The organism is Pseudonocardia nematodicida, from assembly GCF_040105385.1.
Lineage (GTDB): Bacteria > Actinomycetota > Actinomycetes > Mycobacteriales > Pseudonocardiaceae > Pseudonocardia > Pseudonocardia nematodicida.
In genome coordinates, this window is the sequence record NZ_JBEDNQ010000012.1 from 101,734 (window position 1) to 119,438 (window position 17,705).

Genomic DNA, 17,705 nt, shown 5'->3' on the forward strand with positions numbered 1-17,705 from the left:
TCAGTTGTTCGTCCACTCAGTTGCTTGTCCACAGCGTTTCGGCGTCGAGCACCCGGTTCCGCCGCCAGGTCAGCACCCGCTCGACGGCGGCCAGCGCGCCGGCCACGAGCAGGGTGGTGTTCAACCACGCCGGCAGCGTGACCGGCGAGACGAAGGTGCCGACGTGTTCGGCGACCCGGGGCAGCGAGGTGAGGATCTCGAGCGCCTGCGGCGCGGCCAGCACGAGGTTCACCGCCAGGATCACGACGGCGGTCGCGGCGATCGCCCGGCTGACGCCCGGCCGGCGGTGGGCCAGCCGGGCCCGGCGGTGCTCGAGGGTGCCGGGCACCGGAGCGAGCCGGTGCTCGCCGTCGGCGGTGACCAGGTGGACCCGGGTGACGCCGTAGAGACCGGCGTCGACCTCGATCCGGCCGCCCGGGACGGGCAGCGCGGCCGGCAGTTCGGCGGCCGCCGCCCGGTGACCGTCGCGGTAGAGCCGGGCCTCCCAGTCACCGCTGACGTCGACCTCGACGGTCCAGGTCACCGGCCGGCCGCCGGCGTCCGGGAGGTCCACCCGGTAGAGCGAGCGGTGCAGGATCTCGTGGGTGCGCAGCGGCCGGAGGACCGCGGTCACCGCGACGTCCCGACCAGGCGCTTGGTGCTGCGCCGGAACGCCCAGAAGACGACGAGCCCGGCCAGGACGGTCAGCGGGGTGCCCATGGCGATCCGGGCGACCCCCAGCCCGCCGATGCTGTCGGCGACGTAGAGCCACTGCTGGATCACGAAGCGGGACCCGAAGACCAGCGCGGCGGCCAGCGTCGCGAGGTCGTGCGCGCGCAGCACCACGCGGTCGGCACGCCAGTCGTGCGTGCCACCGTGCACCGCGTTCCAGATGACGCCGGTGATCGGGCGGCGCGCCAGCACCGACCCGAAGGTGACGACGAACCCGGCCAGCGCGGCCCAGATGCCGATCGCGAAGAAGTCCCGCGACGACCCGGTGATCGCGACGATGCCGGCCGCGAGGGCGACGCCGAGCAGGCTGCCGACCGCCTGGGCGAACTTCTCGCCGCGCAGCAGCCGGAACCCGAACAGGGCCAGCCCGGTGCCGATCGCGATGCCGATCGTGAGCCCCAGGGACAGGAACGCGTTGGCCGTCACGAACACGATCACCGGGATCGCCGAGTAGACGAACCCCATGGGGCCGCCCATCTGGTCGAGCAGGGTCGGCTCCTGCTTGCCGGTGTTCACGGTCTTCTCGGTGCGCACGGTCTTCTCACTGCGCGGCGACGGGTTCCGGTGCTGATCCGTCATCGTCATTCGCCCTCCGTGGTCGATTGCGTGACCACAAGGAAAGGCCGTGCCGCTGCGGCACACTCAAGCGCGGACGACGTGAGCCGGGTCACTCCCGTCGAGGGATTGACCGTGCCGCAACGGCACGGTGTCGGGTGGGGCTCGGAGACCGTCACACGCGATCAGGAGGGACGCCAGATGGCACACAGGTTCGAGCACCGGGTCCTGAAGTACTCCTATGGCTGGAAGGGCTTCGACTACTCGCAGATGGAGGCCGATCTCGCCGAGCTCGGAGCCGAGGGCTGGGAGGCCGTCGGGACCATCGTGCCGAGCGTCGGGGCCGGGCAGACGATCGAGATCGGCCTCATCGTGAAGCGGGCGTCGGGCTGAGGGCCGTCCCCGCTACGCGCCCCCCGCTCTCCCTTGCACCGCACGAGGGGGTTTCGTATTCATGGAGCGACACCGATCGACCTGGAGGAACCCCATGACCGCGAACCAGGCCGTCCCGGCCCCCGAGCAGGACCTGCTGGCCCGGCTGCGCTCGCTGCCCGCCGCCAACGTCGGGGACGCGCAGGAACGGCTCAACGTCATGGAGCCGGAGATCTCCGCGATGTGGCGGGGGGCGAGGGTGGTCGGCCCGGCCTTCACCGTCCTCACCGCGGGCGGCGACAACGCCGCGATCCACCAGGCGCTCGAGGAGGCGTCCGCGGGAGACGTGCTCGTGATCGACGGGCAGGCGGCGACCCATCGGGCGCTCATCGGCGAGCTGATCGCCGGCCGCGCGCGGGCCAAGGGGATCGCCGGTTTCGTGATCGACGGCGCGGTGCGTGACGTGCACGATCTCGAGGAGCTCGGCTTCCCGGTCTGGGCCCGGGCCACGACGCCGGCCGGGCCGTACCGCAACGGTCCCGGGTACCTGCAGCGCGACGTGAGCGTCGGCCGGGTGGTCGTCCATCCCGGCGACGTGATCGTCGCCGACGACGACGGCGTGGTCGTCGTCCGGCACCAGGACCTGGCCGTCACGACCGAGGCGGCCGAGGCCAAGTACGCGCAGGAGAGCGGGCAGCGCGACGCCATCGTGTCGCCGGCCTGACACCGGAGCGGCGTGGCGCCGGGGCCCTGTCGGTGTCCGGCCGAACCTGCGATCGACATCCGGCGGCGCCCGGACCGTCTCACCCGCTCCGGATGAGGATCCCCCCTCGCATTCACGCAACGATCCGCACCGGGGCCAGCGGGGCCGGGCGGGCAGGGGGGACACATGGCGACGCACGACGCGGACGGACCGGTGACCGGAACGCCGCCACCCCCCGACGTGGGCACGGCACCGGCGCGGACGACGGGCCGGAGCTACGTCACCTGGACCGCGCTGGCCCTGATGACCGTGTCGTCGGTGGCGAGCCTGCGGCCCGCGCCGACGATGGGGGTCTACGGCCTGGCGGCCGTGTTCCTCTACGTCCTGCCGGCCATCGTCTTCCTCGTGCCCACCGCGCTGGTCTCGGCCGAGCTCGCGTCGGGCTGGTCGGGGGGCGTCTACCGGTGGGTGACCGAGGGCATCTCGCCGAACATGGGGTTCGCCGCGGCCTGGCACCAGTTCGCCATGACGATCTTCTACTACCCGACGCTGCTGTCGTTCGTGGCGGCCACGCTCGCCTACGTCATCAACCCCGATCTCGCGTCCAGCGGGGTGTTCACCGCGGTCGTGATCATCGCCGTGTACTGGCTCGGGGTGCTGCTCGCGATGCGCGGCGGGATCGGGGTGATCGCCAAGCTGGCGTCCAGCGGCGTGCTGATCGGCACGCTGATCCCGGGTGCGCTGCTGGTCGGCCTCGGGATCATCTACCTGCTGCAGGGCAACCCCTCGGCGGCACCGATGACCACCGGCAGCCTGCTGCCGGAGTGGGCCGGCATCGCCAGCATCGTGCTCATCGTCAGCAACTTCGGCGCCTACTCCGGCATGGAGATGAACGCCGTCCACGTCAACGAGCTCGAGAAGCCCTCCACCCAGTTCCCGAAGGCGATGTTCCTCGCCGTGGCGCTCGTGCTCGTCGTGCTGATCCTCCCGCCGCTCGCGATCAGCTGGGTGGTGCCGGCGCAGGACATCAGCCTGACGGCGGGGGTCATGCAGGCGTTCGAGGCGGTGTTCGCGCACTTCGGCCTGCAGTGGCTGGTCCCGGTCGTCGGGCTCGCGATCGTCGTCGCGTCGCTCGCCGGGTTCATGACGTGGCTGTCCGGGCCGTCGCGCAGCCTGCTGCTCGTGGCGCGCAGCGGCGGTTACCTGCCGCCGTACTTCCAGCGGACCAACGCCGCGGGCGTCCAGGTCAACATCCTGGTCGTGCAGGGCTGGGTCACCACCGGGCTGGCGCTGCTGTTCGCGTTCGTCCCGGCGGTGTCCAACGCCTACTGGATCTTCATGACGATCACGACGTCGGTGTACCTGCTCGTCTACCTGTGGCTGTTCATCGCCGCGTACCGGCTCCGGAAGCTGCAGCCGAACCACCCGCGGGGCTACCGGGCGCCGGCGCTGCCGCTGCTGTGCGCCGTCGGGTTCACCGCGTCGATCGCCGCGATCGGGATCAGCTTCGTGCCGCCGTCGCAGTTCGGCGGCGGGAGCCCGTTCATGTTCGTCGGGATCGTCGGCGGCGGCATCCTCGTACTGGGGCTGATCATCCCGTGGGTGCTGGTCCTGATGCGGAAACCGAGCTGGAAGCTGCCGGAGGCGTCGTCGTGAACGCCCGGGTGATCTACGCGAGCGTCGGGGCACTGCTGGCGGCGCTCCTGGTGGTGATGCTGGTCAGCTACGACTACAACCGGTCCGACGAGGTCGCGCTCGGCAAGGCCGACGAGCTGATCGGGGCCTACCGGGCCGCCGGTCTCGCCACCCCCGCCGACGCCGGCCAGGTCGCGCAGGTGCTCGGCGACGACGGTGGCGCCGTCTGCGCCACGGCGGGGAGCCCGCACCAGCTGGGGCTGCTCAAGACCCGGCTCGGCGTGGGCGGGGAGTTCTACCTGCGCCCGGCCACGGTGGACCCGCGCACCGTGCAAGGGCTGGAGCTCGTCGTCGCGACCTACTGCCCGGAGGACCTGCCCGCGGTCGAGCAGTTCGTCGCGGGGCTCGACGTCCGTCCGGCCGCGGCCGGCTGAGCGAGGAGGCACCGTGACCGACACGGCACTGCAGGACATCTCGGCGTTGATGCCCCGGGCCCGCAACGACCTCGCCGAGATGGTGGCGTTCCGCTCGGTGCACGACGCCGCGCAGTTCCCGCCGGCGGAGTGCGACCGGATGGCCGACTGGGTCATCGGCGCGTTCTCCGAGCTCGGGTTCAGCGACGTGGCTGCGTACCCGACCCCGGACGGCAGCAAGGCCGTCTGCGGCCGGCGGCAGGGCCCACCCGGCGCCCCGACCGTGCTGCTCTACTTCCACCACGACGTGCAGCCACCACTCGACGACGACGCCTGGCGCACCCCGCCCTGGGAGCTGACCGAGGTCGACGGCCGCTGGTACGGCCGGGGCGCGGCCGACTGCAAGGGCAACATCGCCATGCACCTGACCGCACTGCGGGCACTCGGCGACGACCTGGGGGTCACCGTCAAGATCGTCGGCGAGGGATCGGAGGAGCAGGGCACCGGCGGGCTCGAGGCGTTCGTCCCGCTGCACGCCGACCTGCTGCGCGCCGACGCCATCCTGGTCTGCGACGCCGGCAACGCCGCGGTCGGCGAGCCGAGCCTCACCACCAGCCTGCGCGGCCTGGCGAACGTCGTGGTCACCGTCGAGACGCTGGCCGGCCCGGTGCACTCCGGGATGTTCGGCGGCGCCGCCCCGGACGCGCTCGTCGCACTGATCGACATCCTGGCGACGCTGCACGACGAGCACGGCAACACCACCGTGCGCGGTCTCGACGCCTCGCAGACCTGGTCCGGGGCCGACTACCCGGCCGACCGGTTCCGCACCGACGCCGGTGTGCTCGACGGGGTCGATCTCGTCGGCACCGGCCGGGTCGGCGACCTGCTGTGGGCGCGACCGGCGCTGACCGTGCTGGGCATGGACTGCCCGCCCGTCGTGGGGTCGTCGGCCGCGATCCCGCCCACCGCGCGCGCCCGGCTCAACCTCCGGGTCCCACCGGGTACGGACGCGGTCGAGGCGCAGACCGCGCTGATCGAGCACCTGCGGGCCGTCGCCCCGTGGCACGTGCGGATCAGCTGTGAGCGAGAGGCGGCCGGGCAGCCGTTCACCGGGTCGCTCTCGGGCCCGGCCGTCGACGCGATGTCGGCCGCGATGAAGGACGTCTACGGCCGCGACGTCGTCCGGCAGGGGCAGGGCGGGTCGATCCCGTTGTGCACGGTCCTGCAGCAGACGTTCCCGGACGCGGAGATCATGCTGCTCGGGGTGGAGGAGCCGAAGTGCCTGATCCACGCGCCGAACGAGAGCGTCGATCCCTCGGAGATCGAGAACATGGCCGCGGTGGAGGCCGGGTTCCTGCGCCGGTTCGCCGGCCGAACATGAGGCCGACAGATTGCGCAATGCAACCGAGGCGGAGTAGACGGTGTCCTACGCCCTGACGGGCGCCGGGACAGCGGAGGAGCTCGGATGAAGACCATGACCTGCCGGCAGCTGGGTGGCCCGTGCGACCACGCCCTCCACGGTGAGACCGCCGACGACGTCATCAAGGCCCAGGACAAGCACCTGCGTGACGTGGTCCGGGCCGGCGACACCAACCACGAGGCGGCGCGCAAGGAGATGAAGGGGCGCTGGCGGCACCCGATCGCGGGCCGTGGCTGGTACCGCGAGGTGAAGCGGACCTACGCGGAGCTGCCCGAGGACAAGGGCCGCTCGTAGCGGTCCGGGTGCGTCGGGAGATCGGGCTGCATAGGGTTCGCGACCATGCGTCCTTCGCCCCGCTCCCTGAAGCTCGGCTGGCTCTCCCCCGCGATCGGGAACGCGGGCAGCGACCACCAGCCGATCGCCGCGTACCAGGACCGGCACATCCTCCCGACGGCGCTGCCGCACTTCGACTCGCTCTGGCTGGCCGACCACTTCTACGGCTTCGACCGGAAGCAGGACCCGTTCCTCGAGGCCTGGACGACGCTGACCTGGCTCGCCGCCCGGCACGAGAACGTCATGCTGTGCCACCACGTGCTCGGCCACGGGTACCGCCCGCCCGCGCTCACCGCGAAGATGGCCGCCACGCTGCAGCACCTCAGCGGCGGCCGCTTCATCCTCGGCATCGGTGCCGGGTGGCGGGCCGAGGAGTACGCCGCCTACGGCTACCCGTTCCCGTCGACGCCCGTGCGGATGGCGCAGCTCGAGGAGCTCGTCCAGATCTGCCGGCTCATGTGGACACAGGCGGAGCCGACGTTCTCCGGGACCTACTTCCAGATCGACGGAGCGGACGCACCGCCGCTGCCCGACCCCGTCCCGCCGGTGTGCATCGGCTCGGCCGGGGAGAAGTTCGGGCTGCCGCTGGTCGGGCGGGTCGCGGACATCTGGCACGCGGCACGGGTCGGGTCGGCCGAGGACTGGACGCGACGGCTCGGGATCGTGCACGACTCGGCCGAGCGGGCCGGCCGCGATCCCGCGGCGATCGAGGTCGCGATCACGCTGGAGCGCCCGCTGCCGGAGACCGACGCCGACTCCGCCGCATTGCTCGACGAGCTCGCGGGGCTGCCGGAGCGCGGCATCCACCACGCGGTGATGGACTTCGGGCACCCGACGTCGACGGAGCCGGTGCTGCGGTTCGCCGAGCAGGTCGTCGCGGAGCTCTGACGGACACGCCGGCCCGCCGACGGCTTTGCCGCGATACGCCCGAACTGTCCGACCCTCCCGGCATGCTGCACCCGATCGTGATCGACGACGGGACGGGGACGCGTGTCCGAACCACTGCGTGCGGGTGCCCCACGAGCGCCTGCGCACCGCACGACTCGACGCCGCCCTGGCGCAGGTCACCGAGCTGACCCCGCGCTGGGACGGGGTCGAGGGCGCGACCCAGCCGAGGGTGCTGTCCCGGCACGTCGCCGCCGTCGTCGAACAGGCGCTGGCCGGGCGTGACACGGAGCAGCGGCTCGACCTGGTCAACCGGCTGCTCGGCCTCGTCGAGCACGACGAACGCCTGCACGACGACCTCGCGCAGCTCATCGCGCTCACCCGCGAGGTCGCGCCGGGCGTGCACGAGGTCCGGCACCCGATCACGCCGCTGTCCGACGCCGCGCTGTTCACCAACGCGGCGGGCGAGCCGAAGCTGCACAGCGCGCTGGCCTCCGAGCTGTCCAGCGCCGACCACGTCGACCTGCTGTGCGCCTTCATCCGCTGGCACGGCATCCGGCTGCTGGAACGCGAGCTCGACGTGCTGCACGAGCGCGGCGTCCCGTTCCGGGTGATCACCACGACGTACATGGGCGCCACCGAGCAGCGCGCCGTCGACGAGCTCGTCCGGCGGCACGGCGCCCGCATGAAGATCAGCTACGCGAGTGCGACGACCCGGCTGCACGCCAAGGCGTGGCTGTTCCGCCGGGACTCCGGATTCGACACCGCCTTCGTCGGCAGCTCGAACCTGTCCCGCTCCGCGCTCGTCGACGGGCTGGAGTGGAACGTCCGGCTGTCCTCGGTCGCCACCCCGGACCTGATCCGCAAGTTCACGTCCACGTTCGACACCTACTGGGCCGCGCCCGACTTTGTCCCCTACGACCCGGCCGTCCCCGCGGACTCGCAGCGACTCGCCGACGCGCTCGGCCGGCAGCGGGACGACGACACCCCACTCACCGGGCTCGAGGTGCGGCCCTACCTGCGGGAGTCCGGCGCCGAGCTGTCCGATGTGTACCGCAGCAAGGGGTCGTGGACGGCCGTGCGGCGCGACGCCGGGTTCACCGTGCCCGACGCCGGCCCGGACGAGACCGCGCTGCTGCGTCGGGCGGCGACCCTGACCCACGTCGACGACCCCGAGCGGGCCGAGGTCTACGCCCGCGTCGCCGACCCGTCCGGCCCCGGCTACGCGCAGCTGATCGATCGGGAGCAGCGGCTGGCCCGGATGCTGTTCTTCCAGCTCTGGCCCGACCGCGGCGGGTTCGCCGGCTACCAGGCCGGGATCGAGCACCTGCGGCGCCACCCCGCGGTGTGCGCCGAGATCCGCGAGCTCACCGCGTACACCCTCGACCAGGCCCGGCACCTGCCGCGCCCGCTCGGTGAAGGGCTGCAGCACGTGCCGCTGCGCAGCCACGCCCACTACCGGCGCGAGGAGGTCCTCGCCGGGCTGGACTGGGCGTCGCTGGAGCGCAAGGCGGCCGGCCACGCCGGCGGTGTGGTCTGGGCGCCGGAGACGCGGGTCGACGCGCTGTTCGTCAACCTCACAAGACCGAGCGCGACTTCTCCCCCACGACCATGTACCGCGACTTCGCGCTGCAGCACGCCCTGTTCCACTGGGAGTCGCAGAACGCCACCTCCCCGGAGTCGGGGACCGGGCGTCGGTACCTCACGCACCGGGATCAGGGCAGTCACGTGGTGCTGTTCGTGCGGGCCGCGCCGAAGGACGACATCGGGGACGGCGCGCCGTTCCTCTGCCTGGGGGCGTGTGACTACGTGTCGCACGAGGGCAGCAAGCCGATCGCGATCACCTGGAAGCTGCGGCGGGCGATGCCCGGGGAGACCTTCCGGGCCGCGAGCGTGGTGGCGTCGTGAATTCTCGCGGCGCCTGGACCGCCGGCGAGCTGAACTCGTTCTGTCGTCGTTGCCACGCCACGCCCCGCACCTGGTAGAACCGAGTCACCGTGGACAAGATTGGCCGGTGGCGACCGGGTGGGGGCGATGGTGAGCAGCGGAATCACCGGGCGGACGTTCACACTCGAAACTCTGTTCCTGGGCAAGACCACCTACGCCATCGAGTACTACCAACGGGAGTACGAGTGGGGTCCGGACGAAGTACAGACCCTGCTCCACGACCTTGTCGAGGAGTTCAAACGCGCGGACGGAGCACGCAAAGCCCGCTGGTGGTCGCAGCAATTAACCCAGCACTTTCTCGGCCCCTTCGTGTACACGGACGAGCCGGGAGACAAGCGATTCCTTGCCGACGGCAAGCAACGCTTCACCACTCTGCACCTAATCTTTCTCCACCTGCTTCGCGCACTCCCTGATTCGGCGTCGAAGAAGATCGAACGCAGGCTGACGGGAGCAGTCGTCGCCGGCTACCACAGAGATCGCCCTCGGTTCCGCTTGGAGCTCGATGAACGACAACAGGCGATGGAGGCCTTGCTGGACGACCACCATTACGAGGTGCCACTAGGCGCCTCGTTGAGCTTGCAGAACCTGTGGGCCCGCAGTCAGCAGATCGCTGGAGACCTGTCGCAGCAGTTTGATTCCGACCAGCTGGACCCCTTCGTGGACTGACTACTCGACGATGTCGTGATGGTCGGAATCGAGGCGTCCGATCGCGACAGCGGGTTTCGCATCTTCGAGTCGATGAACGATCGCGGTGCTCGGTTGACGTCAGTCGACCTCATGAAGAGCTTCTTGCTCTCCCGTGCGAAAGACGGACAGCAGGAGCTGAACGCGTCATGGCGGGCAATGATCGCCGAGGTCACCCGCCAGCGCGGTGACGCGGACGCACCCAAGGAGTTTCTACGCGCCTATCTCATCAGCCAGCATGCGGATATCGCCTCAGGGTCTGACGTCCAGGAGATCATCAACGCTCCGCACATCTGGGCTCGCCGGAACCTGAAGACCCTCGGTCTCACCCAGGAGGGTGAGCCCTACCAGGCCTTCGTCAGCAACTTGATCGACCTCGGCCGAGTATTGGGAAAGCTCACTGCCGCCACAAAGCAGCCATACGAGATGAACGGCGCCAGCTCCCTCTACTACAATCACGTCAACGGGGCCACCGCACAGATGGCGCTGATCCTGGCGACGATCTGCTCCGGAGATCTGACATCAACCATCGACGAGAAGGCGCGAATCGCCGCGAATTTCGTCGACCTACTCGTCGTACACCGGACTGTCAACGACGAGTCGACTCGGCAAGACGATCTGAACGCCGAGATACACGGCCTGATCCCGCTCGTTAGAAGGTGTCCGACACCCACAGCTCTCTCCTCAAAACTGGGCGCACTCGTACCCCCGGACAGCTTCGATGGCCTCCCGAATTTCGGCCTGCGCGGCGACAACCGCTCGCAGTTCCGCTACATCCTGGCCCGGCTCACGGCATACACAGAGATCGAGATGGGCCACAAGGACGCGATCGACCAGTACCTGAGTTCCGATGACCCGTGGCATAGCGAACATCTATTCGCCGACCACCCCGGACGGCGCCCGAATTTAGTTCCTCGCGAATTCCGTGCTGTCCGCAACCGGATCGGCGGGCTCGGCCTTCTCAAAGATTCGGACAACCCCAGCATCAGAGACTTGGCCTACGCGGATAAGATTGAATGGTATCGCAGCCGCAATACGCTACTCGCCGCCCTGTCACCTCATCTCCACCGCAATAACCCATCGCTTCGCAGGTTTCGCTCGTCCCATGAACTCGATGGCGTTCTCCGGGCATTCAAAGCGGACGAGGACATCCGGGAAGTCGTCGAGCAGCGTGGGCGTCTCTACCGCGCACTTGCTGGTCGGGTGTGGAGCCATCGACGACTCGGGCTGACCCCGCCCCCCGCCGACGCGACCGAATCCGGAGGCAGATCCACACCCCATCTCCCTACTCCGGGGCCGCCTGCCTGATCGCGCCGCACACCACTCGCAGGTCTGGTCGCCACGGGACGGCTACCGGCTGGCACCGTCGTACACGGCATCCACCGCGATGAGCGCCACGAGGCTCGAGTGGACCACGCAGGTCGGTTGTGGATCGACGAGGACTCGTATCGCCTGCCCGATGACGCGGCCCGGACGCCACAGGGTTGGAAGTTCTGGCGAGTCGACCTCGTCAACGGAACGACGGTCTCTCTCGGCGAGATCCGTGACGACCGCACCCTGGTCGTCGGGCCGGTGCGACCGTGAGCGCGAGCAACGTTGGTGAGGCACGATGAACGCATGAACAGCGCGGCATCACGGCGTCCCGGTTGGGTCCGCGATGTCGCCGTGCCCGACTCGATCGACGAACTCGCCGGACCCCTGAGCGGGCTCCTCGACTTGCCCACTCGCCTCTTCTGGTCCGGCCCCACCCCGAACGCGGTCCGCTGGGATCTTGCCAACCGCGATCGACGACGTGACCTGCTCTGGCGGGCTGCGGCGACGTCGCGGCGGAACTCGGCCGGGAACGGCTTGGGCACGATGACGATCCTTCCTGTGAGGTGCTCGTCCTCACAGGTCAGGAGTCAACTGAAGTCTTGGGTAGTCCCCTTCATTTTGCGTCGACTTCTCGAGCCATGTCGCTCATTCGTTCAAGAATTCAAATCCCCGATATTCTCGTCTCACCTGCGCTCCACTCAGCTTTGCCCCGGACAACCAATACGCGGAAATCTTCCAGTCTCTGGTTTCAGGATCCTGCGTGACAGGATCTAGCACAACCCGATGCTGGATGCGATCTGAAACGACTGGGTACCCGATTGTTTCGGCGACGATCTCGATTGCGTCGCCGCTGCCCGTCGTTCCTGGCTCCAGAACCCAATCGCCACCTGGTTTCGCCACCACCCAATCGAACGGTAACGACTCTCCGGGCTCGATCACGACCCCTGATAGCGGAGCAAATTGGCCGTCGCCTTCGCCATTCTCCATAGGTCGACGAAAAGGGCGCCGATCGCCTAGACCCGCATCAAAGGTGACCGATGAGCTACCCCCGACTACAACCGCACTCAGCCGACCCTCGTTCTTGACGACACCGCGTCCAAATATTGCAATAACATAATCGCCAGCATCTGATCTACTGATTCGAGCAAAACTACGTCGGCGCCGTAGTGATTGCTCTCCGAACGGATCGAGCGTATCGGATCGAGCCAACAAAAATGGCTCTTCAGTTGGCTCATTGAGCACCGAGACCAGGACTGGACCACGATCATCGAGTCTCGCCCTGATGCTCTCACGGGCCGTAATCAGCGCATTGTCAGCTGACTTCTGGGCCAAACGCACTTGAGCTTGAGCTGCTATCGCTTGACTGTTCCCAGCCCTGGCAGCATCTCTAGCAGCCCTCGCCGCCATCCATCCCACGAACGCAGCGGCGAATGCTGCAATTGCGGAAACAGACTCGACCCACTCACCGAATCCGGGCGTCACGGCAAGATATCCGGCGTCGTAACAAACTCATATCCATCAGTCAAGGTAGCGACAAAACCCCGGATAGCGCGATCGCGAAAGAAGTCCACGTACGGCACCACCGCGCCTTTCGGGCTAACGAAGTCCTTCTCGCTAAACGGGCTGCGCACCCCTTCCGGGCTAACGAACGAGTCTCCGATATACGTGAATGTAAACCACAAGCTCGACCATTCGTTATTACTGGGGGCCGACACCTGATAATTCTCGCGTCGTTTCGCCTCTTCCGGCCCAACCCACCGATTGACCATGTAACTAATTCGACCGAATGCTTTCGGATCTTGGTCTCCGGAAGGAGCCAACCGACCATGCGCGTCAGGGAGAAGTACGAATGCGCGCTTCATCAGCTCGGAGTTTACAGAGCTCTCGCGGGAATTTGCGCGGCGGAATCGATAGCCGATTATCTGGAACTCATAATGCGCTTGCTGCATAGCAATCGACTCCAGCTCATCAGAGTCGGCACGCCTAAGACCAGCGGACTCACCGAGCTCTTCGCGAATACACGAGCGAATTGTATTCAAGACATTCTGCATTGCTGGCATGAGACTTACATACCACTCATGGAACCTTTCCAGCGATGATCCATCTCGCTCGACTTCAACCCAGCCGGTCTCGGTTACGGTAATGATGAACCCGTACTCAGGGTCGGCGTAGGAAATTCGGAACTTGCCTTCTCCATGAAGAACTTCTAGATCCTCTGGTTGGTGAAATCCGCACGCATGCAGCGTCCTAAGAAGATGGTAGTATAGCTTTTGCGAGATCTTGCGGGCTTCATCCTTATTCTCCTGCCAGCGGCCTGTATACCCGAGCTTCACAACTAGCCGAAACTTGGCGATGTTGCGAACAGAGTTGAATATTCCAGGCTCTGAAAATTTCTTCCATTCCAGATCACGGACGTCGGCAACGTCCACCTCGTGAATATCGCTCATCGCTTACCAGCCCTTCCGAAGCTGTGCCTTACAGAGTTCTCGTGTAACGATGACCGTTGCCTGATCGCCATCTTCGTGATCAAGAGATAACCGAGCCAGCATCGGAAAGATTACCTGTTGCAAACCTCTTGCGCCCATATTCAGCTTCTCGGCCTGTTCGGCAATTAGAATCTTCGCTTCCGTCTCAATTAGAAGGTCTTTGCCAATACTTCGAAAATAACTACTCCACAATTGAGTGGGATCAACACGAGGATTATCTAGAACGCCAACCAGGTCTCGGCTACTAAGTGAGTCGAATGCCACCAGAACTGGCAATCTTGCTATAAGCTCTGGGAGGAAGCCGTAGTTGACCAAATCAACAGAGACCACTTTCTCCTGCTCACGTAGGGTGCTATTTAGATGTGCCGGACGCTGGGAAACGACGATTGGATCTCGGACCCCCTCAAAGGTCCCACTAGCAAGAAAGCTGATCTTCGACGTATCGATCGTTTCGCCGCGTGCTTCAGGAATAGCGGTGAACGAGCCTTCCATCAGACGGAGGAGACGGCGCTGGAGTCGAAGATTCCAGTCACTCTCTCGGTCTACACGAAGCTTATCGAACTCATCCAAGAAGATGAGGCCTCTACTTGCAAGTTCGACGGCGGAGATTTCGGCGAACATATTTCGTTCGGCGAGAATCGTCTCTGCGGAGATGAGCAGCTCTACGAGCACTTTCTCAATCGTCATTCCGTCTTGTGCGCTAGATGGAACCAGAGCGGTGCTGTCCACATTCACGTAAGGAAGGCCAAGAAAATCAGCGGCCGTGTGCACAGTATGAGTCTTGCCAACTCCTGTCGGCCCGATAAGAAGTGCGTTAGGTGAACCAACGTTTCCCACCCTGTCATCAACACTGAGATGAGCCGATAACAGGACACTGATGGCGTTCTTAGCATCTGCCTGGCCGACGACCACTGCATCGAGCGCCTGCCGGATAGACCGGGCGTCTGTAGGGCTGTCAATCGCGGTCATGATTTCACTAAGCCGGCCAACGCCCCCTTCCGATCCTGCTTCTGCTCCTGCTTCACTGTCGCCTGAGCGTGATCGCTGGTCTACCAGATCGGCAACCGTCATTTTCTCAGCTTCCTTATGGCTATTCTCGAACCCTCGACGCCACTTCATGCCGACTCGTTACTCGTGACAGTTCGACTTGCGGCCGATAGACGGCGCAGATCATTATCATGCGACGAGGAGCGAAGGGTGAGGATCAGGGGACTGAGGTGTTCGTAAATGCACAGCGCGGTCCCGGGAGTGAGTCGACGAAACGGGCTACCTGTTGTTGGGCCAGGCCGTCCTGTCACTGGATCACGCCATCCCTGAGCGGCTTCTGTCCCAATCAGACTTGTCAGCATCTCGCTAGTTAACGTGTCGCGATTTCCTGGGAGCAGTAAGAGCGCGGAGTGATTATTGGCGATCGTTCGAGCTTTTGTCTCGCCATAGATAGTGGACATTTGGGATATATCGTGAAATACTGATACGAGCTGAATCCCCGTTCCTGCAGCTGTTGTGGCGAGTGTGTCGAGATTCGCGAGCGGTGCAATGTTGCCGGCCTCATCGAGCAGAACAAGAAGAGGACTTCTGGTATTCGTCAGACCCTGGGCGTCCCGCCGGTAGGCTTCGCGAAGAACCCTTCTCACCAGCGACGTGAATAATGGCGCGAACTCTTCCTGCTCATCAGGGGGAGCGCACATGTAGAGCGTGTTGTTTCGGCCATTAAAGAACCGCTCGATGTCGAAGTCTCCAGTGACCGTCTTCTTCATCACATTGGAGTAGTCGTAAACAGCTGTGATTTGATTCAGAACTGCGTATATGCTGTCCCGCACTCGGTACTCACTTTCAGCTACCGACCTTAGGCTGTCTACCGCTTGGGGAGCGTCCAAGCCTTCCAGGATGCTGTACACGTCCTCCGTATTCTGAGTGCGAATCCAAGATATGACCGACCGCATATCGCGGTTCCCAAGCGCAGCCGAGTACAATAGCGGCGCCAGTAGGCTTACTGCTTTACTGGCCCAGAAATCTCCACTCACTATGCCGTCGCCAGCGAATGACGCCTCCGTCAGCCACCGCGCCGTTCGGAGTGCGTCATCCCACGTGCGGCAATCGCCCAAAGGGTCCCAGCCGGTAGTGCGACGGTCGTGGATTAGACCGCCCGACGGCTCAAACACAGTAATATCGCCGAATCGACCGCGATGCTTAGCGCTCGCATCGATAACATCTGTCCGAACTGAGGTAACGATGGCTGGCCCTGGCCAGTCCAATAGCGTCGGGATCACCACGCCGGTCGTCTTTCGGCTTCTCTGTGGCCCCAAGACGAGTACAGGTCGTAGCGCCTGAGCCGCAAATCGTGTTTCACGGAGCCGCCCGAGAGTGACTCGCGGCTCGCCGTATCCAAGGTACCTGAGTGAATTCCACTCATCTAACGCCACGATGCCACCTAACCGGATACTCAACTGAGCCATATTCCTAGGGCAAGAACGAGAGCTACAGTTGCGTTCGATCAATTACCCAAGGGGATTAACGTTGTCTGCAAAAATGGGCTGTGAAGCAGCCTCACCTTCTCGCTTTAGATGCCAACGCGTATGCCTACACATGCCGCTCGAGCGCTAGTGTTCCGCGTCACGCAGGGTCGATTCATCCCACTCCTCCATCAAACTCATCAATCAGTCGTCAACGACTGTTAGCTCGTACTCGCTGCTGCGCGGGTAGTCGTTACATGACTCTGAGTTTCAGACACACGAATCCGCGACCGGATGGGTTCCCCCGAGACCGCCCCAGGCCCCCAGAGCTGCTCGGCCTGCGGCAATCGACAATGCACACATCGACAACTGACGATGCCCGCGTCGACAACTGTCAGGAGACGCCTGCACGATACGGAAGGTGCACGCGATGACGGTGCCGCTGTGAGTCGATAACCTGGAACTGCTCGCGATCGACATGACCGCGCCTCTGCTGGCAGAGGCTTGCAGCGCGGTTGCCTGCCTAGTACTGCAACGGCAGTTCGGCGTGTCGTGAGAGGCTGACGGGCGTTCGGCGGTGATGATCACCGCGTGGTTGATCTTGCCGGGTGGGTGGCCTCGTTGGACGCGGTGGTGGAGCTGATCGCTGGCCGTTTCCGCAGGGTCGAGCCGCGTCGGCGGGTCGGTACCTACCTGCGGGGCCTGCTCGCGGGCCTGGAGCGCAAGAACGGGTGGACGTTGGCCGAGCATGCCGGGGCGGTGTCGCCGGACGGGATGCAGCGGCTGCTGCGCACCGCGGACTGGGTTGTCGACGGCGTCCGTGACGATCTGCGTGGCTAGGTGATCGACAAGCTCGGCGACACCGCATCCGGGGTGTTCATCGTGGACGAGACCGGGTTCATCAAGAAGGGCGTGGGCTCGGCCGGGGTGCAACGCCAGTACACCGGCACCAGCGGGAAGATCGACAACTGTCAGCTCGGAGTGTTCCTCGCCTACGCCTCGACCAAGGGGCGAGCACTGATCGACAGGGAACTCTAACTGCCGACCTCGTAGACCGAGGACCGCGAACGCTGCACCCGTGCCGATGTCCCCGACGACATCGAGTTCGCGACGAAACCCCAGCTGGGGACGGCGATGCTGGCCCGCGCCCACACTGCCGGGGCGCTCACGCGCGACTCGTGGGTAACCGCGGACGAGGCCTACGGGCAGAATCCCGGTTTCCGTGACCAGCTGGCTGAGTGGGAGATCCCCTACGTGCTCGCCACCCGCAACGACGACATACTGACCAGCCTCGACCGCACCCGCCGCCCCGCGAAGATCCTCGCCACGATCGCCGGAGCACGCGACCCCGACACCGGGAACGACGGTGGGGAACGACGCGCGATCGGTCCCGGCGCGCACGGCGAACGGATCTATGACTGGACCGCCGTCACTGTCGACACCGCAGGACTGCCGGCCGGGTGGGGGCACTGGCTGCTGGTCCGCCGCCAGACCGAGCCCGCTGAGGGCAAGACCGTCCGTGATCTGGCGTTCTACCGCTGCGCCGCCCCCGCGAACACCCCGCTGCGGGAGCTGGTCCAGGTGGCCGGGGCGCGGTGGGCGATCGAGGAGTGCTTCCAGACCGCGAAGAACGAAGCCGGGCTCGACCAGTACCAGGTCCGCGCCTTTCGCGCCTGGCACGCCCACATCACCCTCGCGATGCTCGCCGCCGCCTACCTCGCCGTCACCCGCGCCACCGAACACCGCCGCGAGGCCGAAAAGGGGGATCCACAACCGGCCGCCGCACGCTGATCC

General features: G+C 65.9%; 16 protein-coding genes and 2 pseudogenes. 12 read left to right on the top strand and 6 right to left on the bottom strand.

The features are described 5' to 3' along the window. Positions 1-16 precede the first annotated feature (16 nt). A complete protein-coding gene (locus WIS52_RS25635) occupies positions 17-613 on the bottom strand; it encodes a hypothetical protein (protein ID WP_349300946.1) in 597 nt (198 codons plus the stop codon). Beyond that, positions 610-1,290, bottom strand: a complete 681-nt coding sequence (locus WIS52_RS25640) for a DUF3159 domain-containing protein (protein WP_349300947.1) — start codon at positions 1,288-1,290, stop codon at positions 610-612. The genes WIS52_RS25635 and WIS52_RS25640 overlap by 4 nt, the downstream gene beginning before the upstream one ends. A gap of 177 nt (positions 1,291-1,467) precedes the next feature. On the opposite strand from WIS52_RS25640, the gene WIS52_RS25645 reads away from it, so the two are divergent. The 11 genes and pseudogenes from WIS52_RS25645 (at position 1,468) to WIS52_RS25695 (ending at position 10,966) form a co-directional block, all read left to right on the top strand. Beyond that, positions 1,468-1,659: a hypothetical protein gene (locus WIS52_RS25645; RefSeq protein ID WP_349300948.1), complete on the top strand. Its 192-nt coding sequence runs from the start codon at positions 1,468-1,470 to the stop codon at positions 1,657-1,659. A 94-nt stretch (positions 1,660-1,753) separates the two neighbouring features. Beyond that, entirely contained in the window at positions 1,754-2,362 is a 609-nt protein-coding gene (locus WIS52_RS25650) for an RraA family protein (protein WP_349300949.1), read from the top strand. Positions 2,363-2,527: 165 nt separating this feature from the next. Continuing rightward, positions 2,528-3,997 carry an APC family permease gene (locus WIS52_RS25655; protein WP_349300950.1) on the top strand — a complete coding sequence of 490 codons (1,470 nt, stop codon included), beginning with the start codon at positions 2,528-2,530 and terminating at the stop codon, positions 3,995-3,997. Beyond that, entirely contained in the window at positions 3,994-4,410 is a 417-nt protein-coding gene (locus WIS52_RS25660; protein ID WP_349300951.1) for a hypothetical protein, read from the top strand. Before WIS52_RS25655 ends, WIS52_RS25660 begins: the two co-directional genes overlap by 4 nt. Before the next feature lie 13 nt (positions 4,411-4,423). Then, complete coding sequence (locus WIS52_RS25665; protein ID WP_349300952.1) at positions 4,424-5,770, top strand: dipeptidase; 1,347 nt, start codon at positions 4,424-4,426, stop codon at positions 5,768-5,770. An 84-nt stretch (positions 5,771-5,854) separates the two neighbouring features. Next, positions 5,855-6,103 (top strand): hypothetical protein, encoded by a 249-nt coding sequence (locus WIS52_RS25670; RefSeq protein WP_349300953.1) that lies wholly within the window; start codon positions 5,855-5,857, stop codon positions 6,101-6,103. A 45-nt stretch (positions 6,104-6,148) separates the two neighbouring features. Further along, complete coding sequence (locus WIS52_RS25675; RefSeq protein WP_349300954.1) at positions 6,149-7,030, top strand: LLM class flavin-dependent oxidoreductase; 882 nt, start codon at positions 6,149-6,151, stop codon at positions 7,028-7,030. A 625-nt stretch (positions 7,031-7,655) separates the two neighbouring features. Further along, positions 7,656-7,862, top strand: a pseudogene (locus WIS52_RS25680) (phospholipase D-like domain-containing protein); the annotation flags it as partial. A gap of 776 nt (positions 7,863-8,638) precedes the next feature. Further along, complete coding sequence (locus WIS52_RS25685) at positions 8,639-8,935, top strand: DUF3427 domain-containing protein (RefSeq protein ID WP_349301115.1); 297 nt, start codon at positions 8,639-8,641, stop codon at positions 8,933-8,935. A 126-nt stretch (positions 8,936-9,061) separates the two neighbouring features. Next, positions 9,062-9,640 (top strand): DUF262 domain-containing protein, encoded by a 579-nt coding sequence (locus WIS52_RS25690; RefSeq protein WP_349300955.1) that lies wholly within the window; start codon positions 9,062-9,064, stop codon positions 9,638-9,640. Between the two features lie 18 nt (positions 9,641-9,658). Then, a complete protein-coding gene (locus WIS52_RS25695; RefSeq protein ID WP_349300956.1) occupies positions 9,659-10,966 on the top strand; it encodes a hypothetical protein in 1,308 nt (435 codons plus the stop codon). Between the two features lie 651 nt (positions 10,967-11,617). On the opposite strand, the gene WIS52_RS25700 is transcribed toward WIS52_RS25695, so the two are convergent. The 4 genes from WIS52_RS25700 to WIS52_RS25715 are packed head-to-tail and all read right to left on the bottom strand — an operon-like array spanning position 11,618 to position 15,914. Further along, positions 11,618-12,454, bottom strand: coding sequence for a hypothetical protein (locus WIS52_RS25700; protein WP_349300957.1), 837 nt, complete (start codon positions 12,452-12,454; stop codon positions 11,618-11,620). Further along, positions 12,451-13,401, bottom strand: coding sequence for a hypothetical protein (locus tag WIS52_RS25705; protein ID WP_349300958.1), 951 nt, complete (start codon positions 13,399-13,401; stop codon positions 12,451-12,453). The genes WIS52_RS25700 and WIS52_RS25705 overlap by 4 nt, the downstream gene beginning before the upstream one ends. A 21-nt stretch (positions 13,402-13,422) precedes the next feature. Next, positions 13,423-14,577 (bottom strand): AAA family ATPase, encoded by a 1,155-nt coding sequence (locus WIS52_RS25710; protein ID WP_349300959.1) that lies wholly within the window; start codon positions 14,575-14,577, stop codon positions 13,423-13,425. Next, positions 14,574-15,914, bottom strand: coding sequence for a type IV secretory system conjugative DNA transfer family protein (locus WIS52_RS25715; protein ID WP_349300960.1), 1,341 nt, complete (start codon positions 15,912-15,914; stop codon positions 14,574-14,576). Before WIS52_RS25715 ends, WIS52_RS25710 begins: the two co-directional genes overlap by 4 nt. 588 nt (positions 15,915-16,502) lie before the next feature. Here WIS52_RS25715 and WIS52_RS25720 point away from each other — a divergent pair. Then, positions 16,503-17,702: pseudogene (locus WIS52_RS25720) on the top strand (IS701 family transposase). The last annotated feature ends 3 nt before the right edge of the window (positions 17,703-17,705 follow it).